The organism is Methylobacterium brachiatum, assembly GCF_020523825.1.
GTDB lineage: Bacteria > Pseudomonadota > Alphaproteobacteria > Rhizobiales > Beijerinckiaceae > Methylobacterium > Methylobacterium brachiatum.
Window position 1 is genome coordinate 430,116 of sequence record NZ_JAJALK010000003.1, and the last position, 14,515, is coordinate 444,630.

A 14,515-nucleotide genomic window follows, 5' to 3' on the forward strand; every position below is an offset into this window, starting at 1 on the left:
GCTCGCTCTGAAGTCCTGCGCGCCGAAGACCCGCGCGCCTGGGCCGACGACCGGCGCGGGACTGGCCGCGCCGTCAGACCGAGCAGTCCTGACGGCCTCAATGGCGACCCTCTACCACTTCCCCTTCTGCGCGAATTCCCGGTTCATCCGTCTCGTCCTGGCCGAGATGGGCCTGGAACCGACGCTGTTCGAGGAGCGCCCCTGGGAGCGCCGGGACGACTTCCTGCTGATCAATCCCGCCGGGTCGACGCCCGTTCTGCTGGAGCAGACCGGTCTCGTCGTGCCGGGTGCCGGGGTGATCGCCGAATATCTCGACGAGACGCGCGGGCTGGGCCTGTCCGGGCGGCGGATGCTGCCGGACGACACGGTGGAGCGGGTCGAGGTCCGGCGCCTGCTCGACTGGTTCCTGATCAAGTTCGACTCGGAGGTGACCGGCTACCTGGTCAACGAGAAGATCTCGAAACGCTTCATGTCGGCCCACGAGGGCGGCGGCCCGCCGGACATGAACGCGATCCGGGCGGCGCGGACCAACGTGCGCTACCACCTCAAATATATCGGCTACCTGATCGCCCGCCGCCGCTGGCTCGCGGGCGACAACCTGACCTATGCCGATCTCGCGGCCGCCGCCCATCTCTCGTGCGCCGACTATCTCGGCGACGTCCCGTGGGACGAGGACGAGATGGCGCGTAACTGGTATGCTCGGGTCAAGTCGCGGCCCTCGTTCCGGGGGCTGCTGGCCGACCGGGTGGCCGGCATGCCACCGGCGGCCCATTACGCGGATCTGGATTTCTGAGCCCGAGACGGACCTATTTCGGCGCCGAGCTGCGTCGCCTCGTCGAGGCGCGGGCGCAGCATCTCGGCTTCTGCGGGCTGCAGATCACCCGGCCCGACCGCCTGCCGGACCTGCCCGACCGCCTGTCGCGCTGGCTGGAGGAGGGCGCCCACGGCACGATGGACTGGATGGCGGAGCGCGCCGACCAGCGCGCCAGCCCCGTCGGCCTCTGGCCCGGCCTGCGCAGCATCCTGGTCCTCGCCATGAGCTATCGCCCGGAGGAAGACCCGCTCGACCTCGTGGCCCGGACGGATCGCGGCGCGGTCGCGGCCTATGCGCGGCGCCGGGACTATCACGAAGTTTTGAAGGGCCGGCTTAAGGAGCTCGGCGGCTACCTCTCCGCCAAGGGCGATGTCCGGGTGAAGGTGTTCTGCGACACCGCCCCGGTGATGGAGAAGACGCTCGCCGAGGCGGCCGGGCTCGGCTGGCAGGGCAAGCACACGGTCCTGCTGTCGCGCGACCACGGCAACTGGCTGCTCCTCGGGGCGATCTACACCAGCGCGGAGTTCGAGCCCGACGCGCCCGGGCGCGGGCATTGCGGTTCCTGCCGGGCCTGCCTCGACATCTGCCCGACCGACGCGTTCCCGGCGGCCTACCGCCTCGATGCCCGGCGCTGCATCTCGTACCTGACGATCGAGCATGCCGGGCCGATCGCGGACGAATTCCGGACGGCGATCGGCAACCGGGTCTTCGGTTGCGACGACTGCCTCGCCGTCTGCCCCTGGAACAAGTTCGCCCGCACAGCCGCCGATGCCCGGCTGGCGGCCCGGGCGGATCTCGAAGCGCCGGCCCTGGCCGATCTCGCCGAACTGGACGACGCGTCCTTCCGCAAACTCTTCGCCGGAACCCCGGTGAAGCGCACCGGCCGGGACCGGTTTCTGCGGAACGTCATGATCGCGGTCGGCAATTCCGGCGACCCGCGCCTGGCAGATTCCGCGATCGCGCGACTGGACGACGCCTCGCCGCTCGTGCGCGGCATGGCGGTCTGGGCCTGCGGTCGGCTGCTGGAGCCGGACGCCGTGCGGGCGCTGCACCGCCGGCATGGGGTCGCCGAGACGGATTCGCATGTGCGCGACGAGTGGGGCGCCGCCACCGCCTTGACGGAGCTTCACCTCGGCGAGACATCCCCGGCATGAACCTCTTCATCTTCGGGCTCGGCTTCACCGGCCGCCGCTTCGCCGAGCGGGCGCGCGACCGCTTCCAGACCGTGCGGGCGACCGTCACCGATCCGGCGGCCGCGGCGCGCATCGCCGCCGAGACCGGCTTCACCATGCGGGGCTTCGGCCCGGAGGCCGACGATGCCCGCATCGCGGAGGATCTCGCCGACACCGACGCGCTCCTCGTCTCGGCGCCGCCCTCCGAGCAGGGCGACCCGGTGCTGCGGCGCTACGAAGAAGCGATTGCGGCGAGCCGGATCGGCTGGATCGGCTACCTCTCGACCATCGGCGTCTACGGCGACCAGGGCGGGGCCTGGATCGACGAGACAACGCCCCCCGCGCCGCGCAGCGCCCGATCCCGGATCCGGCTCGACGCCGAGGCGGCCTGGTTCGAGCTCGGTGCGCGCACCGGAAAGGCCGTGCAGGTGTTCAGGCTGGCGGGCATCTACGGCCCCGGGCGCAACCCGATCGTGAAGCTGCGCGAGGGCCGCTCACAGCGCATCGTGAAGGCCGGACAGGTCTTCAACAGGATCCATGTCGACGACATCGCGACGACGCTGCTGGCCTCGCTGGACCGTCCCCGTCCGGGCGCGGTCTACAACGTCACCGACGACGAGCCGGCCCCGCCGCAGGTCGTCACCGAGCACGCCGCCGCGCTGACCGGCCTGCCGCTGCCGCCCGAGATCGACTTCGAGACCGCCGACCTGTCGCCGATGGCGCGCAGCTTCTACGGCGAGAACAAGCGGGTTCGGAACCGGCTGATCCGGGACGAGCTCGGCGTCGCGCTCGCCTACCCGACCTACCGCGAGGGCCTCGCCGCGCTGAAGGACGAGGCCTGATCAGGCTTCGAGGTGGCGCGGCCGGATCAGGCGGCGGAGCAGGCCGCCGCGCGGCCCGGCCAGCATCGAGACGAGGTAGAGCGCTCCGGCGGCCAGCACGATGGCCGGGCCGCTCGGCAGATCGAGCTGGTAGGACAGGCTGAGCCCCGACACGCTCGCCACCGCGGCGATCAGCATCGAGATCGGGATCAGGCCGCCGAGATCGCGCGCCCAGAACCGGGCGGCCACCGCCGGCAGCAGCATCAGCCCGACCGCCAGCAGGGTCCCGAGCGCCTGGAACCCGCCGACGAGATTGATCACTACCAAAGCCAGGAAGGCGAGATGCACCGGTCCGCCGCTGCGGCTGACCGTGCGCAGGAACAGCGGATCGACGCATTCCATCACCAGCGGCCGGTAGATCGCGGCGAGCGCGACCAGCGTCAGCGTGCTGATGCCGCCGAGCAGGATCAGGGCGGCGTCGTCCAGCGCCAGGACCGAGCCGAACAGGAAATGCATCAGGTCGATCTGCGAGCCGCGCAACGACACCAGCAGGACGCCCCCGGCCAGCGAGATCAGGTAGAAGGCCGCGAGGTTGGCATCCTCGCGCACCACCGTCGCCCGGGTGACGGCGCCGGCGAGCAACGCCACCGCAAGGCCGGCCACAAGCCCGCCGACGGTCATGGCCGGCAGCGACAGGCCGGCCACCAGGAATCCCGCCGCGGCGCCGGGCAGGATCGCGTGGCTCATCGCGTCGCTCATCAGGCTCATGCGGCGCAAAGTCAGGAACACCCCGACCGGTGGCGCGGAGACCGACAGGGCGAGGCAGCCCGCCAGCGCCCGGCGCATGAACCCGAACTCGACGAACGGCGCGAGAATCGGCCCGAACGGATCGATCACGCGGCGTCCTCGTGGTGGTGGTGAGTTTCCGGGCCGTGGTCGTGGCCCAGCGCGACGGCCGGCTTCGGACCGACGCAGACCGCGGCATCCTCGTCCCAGGCTTCGGAGAGATTGCGCGCGCGCGCCAGATTCTCCGGCGTGAGCACCCGCGCGGTCGGCCCCCAGGCCACGGCTTCGCGGGCGAGCAGGAGTGTCGTCGGAAAATGCTCGCGCACCTGCGTGAGGTCGTGCAGGGCCGCGACGACGGTGCGGCCCTGGCCGTGCCAGAGCCGGATCAGGGCCAGCAGATCCTCGACGGTGCGGTTGTCGATGCCGGTGAACGGCTCGTCGAGGAGCATCACCGGGCAATCCTGCAGGATCAGCCGGGCGAACAGGGCGCGCCGGAACTGGCCGCCCGAGAGCGTGCTGATCGGGCGCGCCTCGAAGCCGCCGAGCCCGACCGCGTCGAGGGCCGCCCCGATCTCCGGCCGCCAGCGCTCCAGGCCACGCCAGGATCCGGCCTTCCGCCACAGGCCCATGCCGGCGAGGTCCATCACGCTCAGCGGGAAGCTGCGATCGATCTCGTCGGCCTGCGGCATGTAGGCGAGGGCGCCGGAGCGATCGATGTGGCCCTCCAGGCAGCGGATCTCGCCGACCATCCCCTTGAGCAGGGTGGACTTGCCGGCGCCGTTCGGCCCGACTAGGGCCAGCAGGTCGCCGGCGCGCACGGTCCCGGAGAGGTGGTGGACCGCCGGATGCCGGTCGTAGCCGAGGGTGATGCCGACCAGGCGGATCGAGTCTCGTGTGGCGGGCCGGATGCTCATGCCGCGAGCGCCCAGGCGATCACGAGCCAGACCAGGGTGGAGAGCACCACGGCGAGGGCGAGGCGCGGGCCGATCCCGCTGCGGAACAGGGATCGTGGGGCCGCTCGGCGTGGGGTGGCGATGGTCGGCAAGACGTCCTCGTCGCGCGCTCGGGCCGGCGCGGGGACCGTTCGGCTACTGGTGCGGTCCGGGGCGGCAGTGATACACTGTAACAAACCCGCTGGACAACCGGCGGATTTGCGGTTGGAGCGAACATGCACCGTCACGAGGGCCACGACGCGTGCCACGGCGATGTCGCCGACATGCTCGCGCGGGCGGAGGCCGTCTGCCGCGAGCGCGGACTGCAATTTACGCCCCTGCGCCGGGAGGTGATGGAGGCGGTGGCCGAGGCCGGCAAGGCGCAGGGCGCCTACGACATTGCCGAGAAACTCAGCGCACCGGGCAAGCGCGTGGCGCCGGTCTCGGTGTACCGCGCCCTCGATTTCCTGATGCAGCAGGGTCTGGTCCACCGGATCGCGAGCCGCAACGCCTTCATCCCCTGCGCCCATGGGCATGCTCCGGGGGAGGGCGTGGTGTTCCTGATCTGCCGCACCTGCGGCGGCGTGGACGAAGCCTCCTCGGAGATGCTGGAGGACGGTCTCGACCGCACCCTGAAGCGGGCGGGCTTCACGCCGGCCCACAGCATCCTCGAAGTCGAGGGCGATTGCGGCGCCTGCCGGGAGCGGCAGCAGGCCGGCTGACGCGTCAGCGCGCGTTCTTGTAGGCCCGGCGCGACACGATCGTGAGCAGCATGATCTGGATGTCGAACCAGATCGACCAATTGTCGATGTAGTGCAGGTCGCAGGCGACGCGCCGCTCCATATCGAGGTCCGTCAGGGTCTCGCCGCGATAGCCGTTGACCTGCGCCCAGCCGGTGATGCCGGGGCGGACGTTGTGCCGCCGCGCGTAGAGCGCGATCCGCCGCTCGAAGCTTCGATCATGCGCCAGGGCGTGCGGCCGGGGACCGACCAGCGACATCTCGCCCCGCAGGACGTTGAGGAGCTGCGGCAGCTCGTCGAGATTCGTCCGCCGCAGGATCGCGCCGACCTGGGTGATGCGGCTGTCGTTGCGGGTCGCCTGCTTGAACACCGCGCTGGCATCCGCCCGCATCGACCGGAACTTGAACACGCCGAAGGGCTGCTGATTGAAGCCGTAGCGCTTCTGCCGGAAGAAGACCGGGCCCGGACTGTCGAGCTTGATCGCCACGGCGATCGCCGCGAGCAGCGGCGACAAGGAGACCAGGGCGATCGCCGCCACGACCAAATCGAGGGCGCGCTTCAGCACGATCTCGGCGATGTTGAGCGGCCGGCGGCCGATATTGATGCCGGAGACGCCACCGACCCGGGCGACCTGCATGTCGGGGAACCGGTCGAGCACGCTGCCGGGCCGGAGATGCAGGGCGGAGGGCACCCGCAGGAAAGCGTCGATGCAGCGCTCGACTTCGGCGGTGTCGGTCCACGGGACCAGCACGAAGACATCGTCCGGCCGCAGGAACCGCACCACCGACACGGCGAGGTCGAGATCCTCCTGGAGCTGGTCGTGCCGCGACACGGTGTCGGCGCCCGGATCGATCCGGCGCAGGTAGCTTGTGCCGACGATCCGGGATCCGAGCTGGTCGGCCTCGTGGCTGGCATAGAAGCGGGCGATGTCCTCCTCGTAGCCGACCAGGTGGACGCGGCTGGCGGAGGCGGATCCGGATGCGAGGCTGCGGCGCACGAGGCGGGTCGCCGCGATCCGGGTCATCACTAGGACGGGCAGGCCGATGACGAAGGAGGCGATCGAGACGAGGCGCGAGTAATCGTTCGTGGTCTTGGTCAGGAAGCCGACCAGCAGCACCGCCGCCCAGGCGACCAGCCAGAGCGAGGCCATGCGCTGGATGTTGAGCTTCTGCGCCATGATGCCGTCGAGGCTGTAATCCTCCCGCAGCACGTTGGTCGCCACGATGATGGCGCCGAGCAGAGCGGCCAGCCGCAGGCCGCGCAGGGCCGTCACCCAGACGCTCTCGCCCCCGAAGGCGACCTGATAGCCGAATTCGACGCCCAGGATGACCGCGACGATCGCCACGATGTCGGCCACCGCCATCGACGACGACATGGCGATGCGCGCCAGCGCGCGACCGCGGCGCGGCAGGAGCGCCGACCATACGCTGCGACGGCGTTCGGCCGAGGTCGGCAAGGCCTGGAACGTCTCCGGAACCCGCTCGTGAAACATTTCGCTCGCCACGTCCCGGTTTGATCGGACTTTGTACCGGTCTGAAACACGTAAGTTTTCAGCGCCGGCATCTGCCGATGACGGAGCAAGGGGTGAGCCGCGACGGTGAGCGTTTCGGCAGCAGAGGCGTGGCCGCCCATGTAGGCGAACGTCCGGCCGTCGGCAATACATGGTAAATGCTGAGTCACCGGAATACAGACACATGCGGCCCGGCGGGGCTCGACAGCCCGATACCAGCAGTTGCGTTGGAATGTCAGATCATTGCTGGCCGGTTGAATCCCCCCACCGGCGCGTGGCCTGGCGGATCTTGCCGCTTTCGCGGGGATTCAATCATCGCGATTGCCGTGCGCGGGATACGGCAACCCTAAATTAAAAGGCGCCCGCCGCCGATCCGGCAGCGAGCGCCCTGAATACCGTGACAGGTCGCGTCAGACGGCGTCGGCGTGCTGCTTGGCGCCGTCCGCGCCGCCGACCGTCTGGACCATCTCGAACCCCTCGAATTGCGGATGACCGAGATAGAGCGGCTTGGTCGAGGGCGCCCGGCTATGGGCCTTGCGGAACTGCTCGGAGCGCGTCCAGGCCTCGAAGTCGGCGCGCGAGCGCCAGACGGTGTGCGAGGCGTAGAGGACGTGGTCCTCCTGCTCCGGACCGCGGAGCAGATGAAACTCGACGAAGCCTTCCATCTCCCCGAGGTGGCTGTCGCGGCCGAGCCAGACGGCCTCGAAGTCCTCGGTCGCATCCTTAACGACCTTGAAGCGATTCATCGCGATAAACATGGTGATCTCCGTTGCCGCACCGAATTTAGGCCCCGAACCCCGTCCGGGCGAGCCCTGCTGCGGCGACGCGGCGCGTGCCAAGGACTGCGCAGTCTTAGCCCATCGACATTTCAGCAACAATGTTTCGAAGATACGTCAGGTTAAACCACAAGATGTGGTCCTAGACTTGCGGAGCTTAACAACTTGGTGTCCAATTGCGGTACGGTTCGTATTGTGGCGCGGTCGGGGTGTTGACCGACTGCTATAGGGCTCGTCGTTGACGCGGAATCTTGTTCCGCGTTCGAGAGCCGGGGGCAATAAGGGCTTAGAGACGCGGCCATTTGCAATGCAGTCGGCTGCTGCTCTAGCGTGTGACACAGCACGTTAGGTATAGGCGCGATATGAGATCGAGGGTGGGACGGTGAAGCGGCGCGACGGCGAGGCCAGAACACCGGATCCGCAAGGGGACGTTGTTCAGAGTGTGGACAAGGACACGAACGGTCAAATGATGCCGAAACAGACCACGGACGTGGACCGTCTGGTCGGTATCCGCATCACCGCGTTGCGGAAGGCGCGAGGTCTCAGCCAGACCGCGCTCGGCAACGCCGTCGGCGTGACGTTCCAGCAGGTTCAGAAATACGAGAAGGGCCAGAACAGGGTCGGGGCTGGCCGGCTGCGCGAGATCGCGCGCCTGCTCGAGGTGCCGGTTTCCGCCTTCTTCGAGGAGAGCGAGCCGCGCGAGAACGCCCAGGAGGACGTGTTCGGCTTCCTCAGCGCCCATGGGGCGATCGAGCTGCTGCGCGCCTACGCGCAGATCGAGGACGAGCAGATGCGCCGGGATGTCCTGGCGCTCGTGCGCAGCGCCGCCCGCCTCGCGCAGGCCCGCACGGCACCGCCCGCCGCCGATCCCGCCTGAACGCCAGTCCTTGTCGGACCGGTGACGCGTCTCATGGTCCGGCCGAAAGCGGGCTGTTCCGACCTATTCCGGATGCCGGTGGAGCCGAGGATCACCCGTCATCCGCCGCGATGAGGTGGAAGAAGCTCCCACCCACCGACCCGACCCGGTGGCCGGCGAGGCCCTGGTCAGTCCCCTCCGCGTCCGTGACGCGGGCCAAAGCGTCCGCCTCCGCGGCGGCCGGCGACAACTCGCTGGCATAGTGGAATTCGTGACCCACGACCCGCGCCCCGCGCCGGCCGAGCGGGCCGTCGCTGCAGAGCCGCGCCACGCGGTAGCCGAGATGCAGCTTGCGCTTCCGGTACGACGTGGCGACCGGCAGCAACCCCGCCATGGCGTGGGTGGTGCCGTCCGCATCCTCCAGCGTCTGACCGAGGACCATGTAGCCACCGCACTCGCCGTGGACCGGGCGCGTGGTCGCGAAAGCGCGCAGGCCGCCGAGGAAACGGCCGGCGGCGGCGAGCTGGCCCGCATGCAGCTCGGGGTAGCCGCCCGGCAGCCAGCAGGCGTCGCAGGTATCCGGCGGCGCCTCGTCTAGGAGCGGCGAGAACGGCACGATCTCGGCTCCCGCCAGGCGCCATCCGGTCTCGAGATGCGGATAGAGGAAGCTGAACGCCGCATCCCGGGCGATTGCGACGCGCTGCCCGGGCGGGCGCGGCAGCACGCCGGTCGAGGCGGGGGCGCCGCCGCCCGCGCAGGCGAGCACGGCGTCGAGGTCGATGCCGGCTTCGGCGAGATCGGCCAGCCGGTCGAGCCGGGATTCCAGGTCGGCGGTCTCCCCGGCCTGGACCAGGCCGAGATGGCGTTCGGGCAGGACCAGTTCGGCGTCGCGCATCAGCACGCCGAGGACCGGCAGCCCGACGCGCTCCATGCCAGCCTCCACGAGACGGCGATGACGGGCGCTCGCGACCTTGTTCAGGATCACCCCGGCGATCCGGATCCGCGGATCGTAGAGCTTGCAACCGAGCGCCACAGCGGCGGCCGATTGCGCCGCGCCGGAGACATCGACCACCAGTACCACCGGCCAGCCGTAGCGGGCGGCGATGTCGGCATTCGCGCCGGTCCGGCTCTCCGCCGCCCGGACGCCGTCGAACAGGCCCATCGAGCCCTCGGCGACCACGATGTCGGCCTGCGCCGCGGTCTCGCCGGCCAGGGCGTCGAGGAGGTCGGGCACCATGGCGAAGCTGTCGAGGTTGAAGCTCGGCTGGCCGGTCGCCGCCCGGTGGAAGGCCGGATCGATGTAGTCCGGCCCGCATTTCGCGCCGCGGACGCGCAGGCCCCGCCGCCTCAACGCGCGCATCAGCGCCAACGTGACGGTGGTCTTGCCGGAGCTGGAGCGCGGCGCCGCGACCAGTAGGCCGGGGGCGCTCAAACCGCGCTCCCCACGGTACCGCCCGGCCGGTAGCGCCGGTCGTAATCGGGGGCGTAGAGCGCGCTCTCGCGGAAGTCGGCGGCGCCGAGCGCGGGACCGACGAGGATCAGGGCGGTGCGTTCGAGCCCGGCCTCGGCCACGAGGGCCGGCAACCCGGCGAGGTCGCCGATCAGCGCCCGCTCGTCCGGCCAGGAGGCGCGGAACACCGCGGCTGCCGGGCAGGCGGCGCCGTAGAACGGGATCAGCTCGGCCGCGACTGTCTCGACCACGTGGATCGACAGGTGGATCGCCAGCGTCGCCCCGGTGGCCGCGAAGGCCGCCAGGGTCTCCCGCTCGGGCATCGCGCTCGCCCGGCCGGAGGTGCGGGTCAGCACGACGGATTGCGAAACGCCCGGCACGGTCAGCTCCCGGCGCAGCATCGCGGCGGCGGCCGCGAAGGCCGGCACGCCCGGCGTCACCGTGTAGGCGATGCCGAGCCGGTCGAGGCGGCGCATCTGCTCGGCCAGCGCGCTCCAGATCGACAGGTCGCCCGAATGCAGCCGCGCCACGTCCTGCCCGCGTGCCTCCGCGGCCGCGATCTCCGCCATGATTGCGTCGAGGTCGAGGGGCGCCGTGTCGACGATGCGCGCACCCGGCGGGCACCAGCCGAGGATCTCGGGCGCCACCAGGGAGCCGGCATAGAGGCAGACCGGGCAGGCCGCGATGCGGTCGCGGCCGCGCACCGTGATGAGGTCGGCAGCGCCGGGGCCGGCGCCGATGAAGTGGACGGTCATGGGTGCCGAGCGGTGTCGTGCGGGATCGCGAGGGCGCAGGTCGCGCCGGCGCTGGCGATGCGGGGGAGGGCGAGGCGGCTCTCGGGACCCGCCGCCGCCAGGGCCGCCGCCTCGGCCAGCGAGCCGACTCCGCGCAGGCGCGCGATCCGGGCGGAGCGCGTGACCACGCGGGTGTCGCAGGCTTCCAGGGCCGGTGCCTCGACCGGGCAGGGCGACAGGCCGAACGCCGCCGCGGCCTGGCAGATGGAGGGGTCCGCGGCCCGGTCGGCCGCCGTCGCGACGGCAGCGAGATCGGTGCGGCCGGCGCCGATGGTGCCGAGGGCGCGGGCGATGAGCGCGGCGATCTCCTCGGCGCCCGTGCCGCGACGGAACCCGATCCCGGCGACGATCCGGTCGCTCATGGCTTGGTCCAGGCCCATTGGGTGACCGGCATCGCCGGCCGCCAGCCGTGCAGGCCGCCCACCGGGCTGGCCCGATCGACCGAGAACCGGCGCAGGCTGCCGCCGTGCTCGGCGAAGGCCGCGAGCAGCGCCGCTTCGCCCTGGAGCGTCACCGCGTTGGCGACGCAGCGCCCGCCCGGCTTCAGCGCCGCGAGCGAGGCCGCCAGAATGCCCGGCTCGGAGACGCCGCCGCCGATGAAGATCGCATCCGGCGCATCCAGGCCGGCGAGGGCGTCCGGCGCTGCGCCGGTCACCACCGCGAGGTCCGGCACCCCCAGCGATTGCGTGTTCCGGCGGATCCGCTCGGCCCGCTCGGGGCGCGCCTCGATGGCGGTGGCGCGCAGGCTCGGATGGCGCAGCATCCACTCGATAGCGATGGAGCCCGCGCCGGCCCCGACATCCCAGAGATGCAGGCCCGGATGCGGGCGGAGCGCCGCGAGCGTCAGCGCCCGGATCTCGGCTTTGGTGAGCTGCCCATCATTCTCGAACAGGCCGTCGTCGAGGCCCGGCGCCAGCGGCAGCGCGTCGCCTGCGCCCGAGACCGCGATCGCCACGGTGTTGAGCGGGTCGATCGCCGGGAGGTCGAAGGCTTCAGCCGGCGCCGCGCGGATCCGCTCGCGCGGGCCGCCCATCGCCTCGAGGACGGTGACCGTCGAGGCGCCGAAGCCGCGGGCGGTGAGCAGGTCGGCAAGAGCCGCCGGCGTCGTGCCGTCCCAGGACAGGACGAGGAGGCGCGCGCCCGGCTGGATATGCGGGACGATCCGGGCGAGCGCCCGGCCGTGCAGGGTGACGAGGCCGCATTGGGCCATGGGCCAGCCCAGCCGCGCGCAGGCGAGGCTGAAGGCCGAGGGCTGCGGGAAGGCCCGGATCTCGGCGGGCGGCACCAGCCGGGCGATCTCGGCGCCGATGCCGTAATGGAACGGGTCGCCGGTGGCGAGGATGCAGGTCGGCCGGCCGCGCCGGCCCAGGACCTCCGGATAGGCCTCGTGGATCGGGCTGGGCCAGGGCCGCGTCTCGGCGTCGAGGGGCGCGGCCAGGGCGAGGTGGCGCCGGCCGCCATAGACGACCCGCGCGGCATCGAGCGCGGCGGCGGCGGCGGGCGCGAGCCCGGCCCGTCCATCCTCGCCGATGCCGACGATCGACAACCATGGGCCGCTCGACAGGGGCTCAGCGCTCATGGACAAGGCCCCGATGAGCGGCGGCGCGATGCGAATCCTGATCCTCGGCGGCACCGGCGAGGCGAGCGCCCTGGCGCGGGCCTTGGCCGGCCGGAATGAATACGCCGTGACGCTGTCGCTGGCCGGCCGCACCGCCGCGCCGAGGCCTGAGCCCGTGCCGACGCGAATCGGCGGGTTCGGCGGTGCCGAGGGGCTCGCCGCTTATCTGCGCAGCGAGCGTATCGACCGCCTGATCGATGCGACGCATCCCTTCGCGGCGACCATCTCGGGCAACGCCGCCCGCGCCGCGGAAGCGGTTGGCGTGACGCTGCTCGCGATCCGCCGTCCGGTCTGGTGCCGCGCGCCCGACGATCTCTGGACCGAGGTCGCCAGCATGCAGGAGGCGGTCACTGCCCTCGGACACGAACCCCGGCGCGTGTTCCTGACCATCGGCCGGCAGGAGGCCGGCGCCTTCGCGGCGGCGCCGCAGCACGCCTATCTGGCGCGCACGGTCGAGCCGCTGGACGGGGTGCTGCCGGTCCCACACCTCACCACCCTCGAGGCCCGCGGTCCGTTCGACGCCGAAGCCGAGGCGGAGCTGATGCGCGCCACCGGCACCGAGATCCTGGTCAGCAAGAATTCCGGCGGGGCTGCGACCTACGGCAAGATCGCCGCAGCGCGCAGCCTGGCGATTCGCGTGGTCATGCTGCGTCGCCCGGAGAAGCCCGACGTGCCGAGCGTCCCCGACGCCGCGGCTGCGCTGCGCTGGCTCGATGCCGGCGCTCATGCCGGCCCCGCGACTTTGCGCGACGTGTAGACGAAGGGCAGGCCCTCGGTCCGCGGGATCAGCCGCGTGGTCGAGGCACCGAGGATCACCATCGTGGCCATGTCGGCCGGCACGTCGCGCGCCTCGGCGAGGGTTGAGACCCGGATCGCCTCGTCCGGCCGGCTGATCGCCCGGGCGAACATCACCGGCGTCTCCGGCGCCCGGATCCCGGCGGCGAGTTCCAGAGCCGCCCCGAGCTGCCAGGGCCGCGCGGTGGAGATCGGGTTGTAGAGCGCGATGACGAGATCGGCCCGCAGCACCGCTTCGAGCCGGGCGGTGACAACCGGCCAGGGCTTCAGGTTGTCCGAGAGCGACAGGGCGCAGAAGTCGCCGCCGAGCGGCGCCCCGAGCCGGGCCGCGGCGGCCAGCATTGCGGTGATGCCGGGCTCCACCGTGATCGCGAGGTCCCGCCAGGCGGGTTCGCCATGCTCCACCGCCTCGAACACGGCCGAGGCCATGGCGAACACGCCGGGATCGCCGCCCGACACCACCGCGACGCGCCGACCGGATGCCGCCAGCTGCAGGGCATGCCGGGCCCGGTCGACCTCCACGCGGTTGTCGCTGGCATGTCGGATCAGGCCCGGACGCTCGGGGACGCGGGCCACATACGGGAAATACCCGACCAGATCGTCCGCGGCGTCGAGGGCCCGGCGGGCGGATTCGGTCAGCAAACCGGCATCCCCGGGGCCGAGGCCGACCACCGTGAGGCTGCCGCTCATGCCCGGAGTCAACGCGCGTCTGCCTGTGCTGTCAGCAACATGGCGGCGATGCCCTGACCCGCGAGCAGCTTGACGGCCCGTCTATCGAACGACACGAAGGCCTCGCTTCCCAACCAGCGTCCTTCGAACGCGATGATACCGTCGGCGAAGTCGCCCCCAGCCTCCAGCAGAGCCAAACCTGTCTCGATCGCCGGTCGGTTGGCTACGACGTTTCCGGGCTCGATCAGGCCGCGGATCGCGGTCGCGATCTCGGCACGAGGCATCGCGTAGCGGCTTCGGAGCACCCAAGCCAACTCGCACAGCGTGTGCAGGCTGATCGCAACCTGGCTCGCACCTTCCATCACGTCCAATGCAGCACGCGCCTGGGCCTCGTCGTCATCCACGACGAGACGCAGAAGAACATTGGTGTCGGGTGTCAGCTTCACGGCCGGTCCAGACCAGCCAGAGCGGCTGCCGCCCCCGCCTCGGCGACCGCCTCGTTGATCTCCTCGATCGAATACCGCGCGCTGTTACCCTTACCTTTGAGAATCCCGTGCACCTGCCGCCACGAGCCGTGCGGCCGGTCGGCCCTCAGCTCGGCCCGACCGTCGGGAAGCAGCTCGAGCCTGATCTTTTCGCCCGGCTGAATGCCGAGATGGTTCAGGACATCCTTTCGGAACGTGACCTGTCCTTGGTCCGTCACCGTCAACGTCGTCATGATGCATCCTCCAGCCTGCAAAATGTAAGGCTGCACTGCATCACAGGCCAGGGCCGCGGGGCTC

At 71.1% G+C, this 14,515-nt stretch carries 18 protein-coding genes; 6 read left to right on the forward strand and 12 right to left on the reverse strand.

What is annotated here, in order from left to right:
• The first annotated feature begins 100 nt into the window (after positions 1-100).
• The 3 genes from LGR69_RS09145 to LGR69_RS09155 are packed head-to-tail and all read left to right on the forward strand — an operon-like array spanning position 101 to position 2,828.
• Positions 101-793 carry a glutathione S-transferase family protein gene (locus LGR69_RS09145; protein WP_007561448.1) on the forward strand — a complete coding sequence of 231 codons (693 nt, stop codon included), beginning with the start codon at positions 101-103 and terminating at the stop codon, positions 791-793.
• Positions 794-822: 29 nt separating this feature from the next.
• Complete coding sequence (gene queG, locus LGR69_RS09150; protein WP_268868481.1) at positions 823-1,968, forward strand: tRNA epoxyqueuosine(34) reductase QueG; 1,146 nt, start codon at positions 823-825, stop codon at positions 1,966-1,968.
• Positions 1,965-2,828, forward strand: coding sequence for an SDR family oxidoreductase (locus tag LGR69_RS09155; RefSeq protein ID WP_230365853.1), 864 nt, complete (start codon positions 1,965-1,967; stop codon positions 2,826-2,828). Before queG ends, LGR69_RS09155 begins: the two co-directional genes overlap by 4 nt.
• On the opposite strand, the gene LGR69_RS09160 is transcribed toward LGR69_RS09155, so the two are convergent.
• Genes LGR69_RS09160 through LGR69_RS31805 form a run of 3 tightly spaced genes read right to left on the reverse strand, consistent with a single transcriptional unit; the run spans position 2,829 to position 4,638 of the window.
• On the reverse strand, positions 2,829-3,653 hold the full coding sequence (locus tag LGR69_RS09160) for a metal ABC transporter permease (protein WP_085985782.1): 825 nt from the start codon (positions 3,651-3,653) through the stop codon (positions 2,829-2,831).
• A gap of 47 nt (positions 3,654-3,700) precedes the next feature.
• Positions 3,701-4,507, reverse strand: a complete 807-nt coding sequence (locus LGR69_RS09165) for a metal ABC transporter ATP-binding protein (RefSeq protein WP_230365854.1) — start codon at positions 4,505-4,507, stop codon at positions 3,701-3,703.
• On the reverse strand, positions 4,504-4,638 hold the full coding sequence (locus LGR69_RS31805) for a hypothetical protein (RefSeq protein ID WP_268868448.1): 135 nt from the start codon (positions 4,636-4,638) through the stop codon (positions 4,504-4,506). Before LGR69_RS31805 ends, LGR69_RS09165 begins: the two co-directional genes overlap by 4 nt.
• Positions 4,639-4,761: 123 nt before the next feature.
• Here LGR69_RS31805 and LGR69_RS09170 point away from each other — a divergent pair, with 123 nt between their 5' ends.
• Positions 4,762-5,247 (forward strand): transcriptional repressor, encoded by a 486-nt coding sequence (locus LGR69_RS09170; RefSeq protein ID WP_007561457.1) that lies wholly within the window; start codon positions 4,762-4,764, stop codon positions 5,245-5,247.
• A 4-nt stretch (positions 5,248-5,251) separates the two neighbouring features.
• Here LGR69_RS09170 and LGR69_RS09175 read toward each other — a convergent pair whose 3' ends face one another.
• Both LGR69_RS09175 and LGR69_RS09180 read right to left on the reverse strand, forming a co-directional pair.
• Positions 5,252-6,757 (reverse strand): undecaprenyl-phosphate glucose phosphotransferase, encoded by a 1,506-nt coding sequence (locus tag LGR69_RS09175; RefSeq protein WP_230365855.1) that lies wholly within the window; start codon positions 6,755-6,757, stop codon positions 5,252-5,254.
• Between the two features lie 428 nt (positions 6,758-7,185).
• Positions 7,186-7,533 (reverse strand): antibiotic biosynthesis monooxygenase family protein, encoded by a 348-nt coding sequence (locus tag LGR69_RS09180; protein ID WP_007561461.1) that lies wholly within the window; start codon positions 7,531-7,533, stop codon positions 7,186-7,188.
• Positions 7,534-8,017: 484 nt separating this feature from the next.
• On the opposite strand from LGR69_RS09180, the gene LGR69_RS09185 reads away from it, so the two are divergent.
• Positions 8,018-8,428, forward strand: coding sequence for a helix-turn-helix domain-containing protein (locus LGR69_RS09185; protein ID WP_091860310.1), 411 nt, complete (start codon positions 8,018-8,020; stop codon positions 8,426-8,428).
• Between the two features lie 91 nt (positions 8,429-8,519).
• Here LGR69_RS09185 and LGR69_RS09190 read toward each other — a convergent pair whose 3' ends face one another.
• From LGR69_RS09190 to cbiE, 4 genes are read right to left on the reverse strand one after another with little or no spacing between them, the layout of a single operon-like run.
• On the reverse strand, positions 8,520-9,839 hold the full coding sequence (locus LGR69_RS09190) for a cobyrinate a,c-diamide synthase (RefSeq protein ID WP_230365856.1): 1,320 nt from the start codon (positions 9,837-9,839) through the stop codon (positions 8,520-8,522).
• Positions 9,836-10,612, reverse strand: a complete 777-nt coding sequence (gene cobM, locus LGR69_RS09195) for a precorrin-4 C(11)-methyltransferase (protein ID WP_091860302.1) — start codon at positions 10,610-10,612, stop codon at positions 9,836-9,838. The genes LGR69_RS09190 and cobM overlap by 4 nt, the downstream gene beginning before the upstream one ends.
• Positions 10,609-11,013, reverse strand: coding sequence for a cobalamin biosynthesis protein (locus tag LGR69_RS09200; RefSeq protein ID WP_230365857.1), 405 nt, complete (start codon positions 11,011-11,013; stop codon positions 10,609-10,611). The genes cobM and LGR69_RS09200 overlap by 4 nt, the downstream gene beginning before the upstream one ends.
• The gene (cbiE, locus tag LGR69_RS09205) at positions 11,010-12,230 is read right to left on the reverse strand and encodes a precorrin-6y C5,15-methyltransferase (decarboxylating) subunit CbiE (protein WP_230365858.1); all 1,221 of its coding nucleotides are present in this window, start codon (positions 12,228-12,230) and stop codon (positions 11,010-11,012) included. Before cbiE ends, LGR69_RS09200 begins: the two co-directional genes overlap by 4 nt.
• On the opposite strand from cbiE, the gene LGR69_RS09210 reads away from it, so the two are divergent.
• Positions 12,229-13,026: a cobalt-precorrin-6A reductase gene (locus LGR69_RS09210; RefSeq protein WP_039902558.1), complete on the forward strand. Its 798-nt coding sequence runs from the start codon at positions 12,229-12,231 to the stop codon at positions 13,024-13,026. The genes cbiE and LGR69_RS09210 overlap by 2 nt on opposite strands.
• Here LGR69_RS09210 and cobJ read toward each other — a convergent pair.
• Genes cobJ through LGR69_RS09225 form a run of 3 tightly spaced genes read right to left on the reverse strand, consistent with a single transcriptional unit; the run spans position 12,993 to position 14,451 of the window.
• A complete protein-coding gene (cobJ, locus tag LGR69_RS09215; RefSeq protein ID WP_007561477.1) occupies positions 12,993-13,754 on the reverse strand; it encodes a precorrin-3B C(17)-methyltransferase in 762 nt (253 codons plus the stop codon). The two genes, LGR69_RS09210 and cobJ, sit on opposite strands and share 34 nt — an antisense overlap.
• An 8-nt stretch (positions 13,755-13,762) precedes the next feature.
• Positions 13,763-14,179: a type II toxin-antitoxin system VapC family toxin gene (locus tag LGR69_RS09220; RefSeq protein ID WP_007561479.1), complete on the reverse strand. Its 417-nt coding sequence runs from the start codon at positions 14,177-14,179 to the stop codon at positions 13,763-13,765.
• On the reverse strand, positions 14,176-14,451 hold the full coding sequence (locus LGR69_RS09225) for an AbrB/MazE/SpoVT family DNA-binding domain-containing protein (RefSeq protein WP_007561481.1): 276 nt from the start codon (positions 14,449-14,451) through the stop codon (positions 14,176-14,178). The genes LGR69_RS09220 and LGR69_RS09225 overlap by 4 nt, the downstream gene beginning before the upstream one ends.
• Positions 14,452-14,515: the final 64 nt, after the last annotated feature.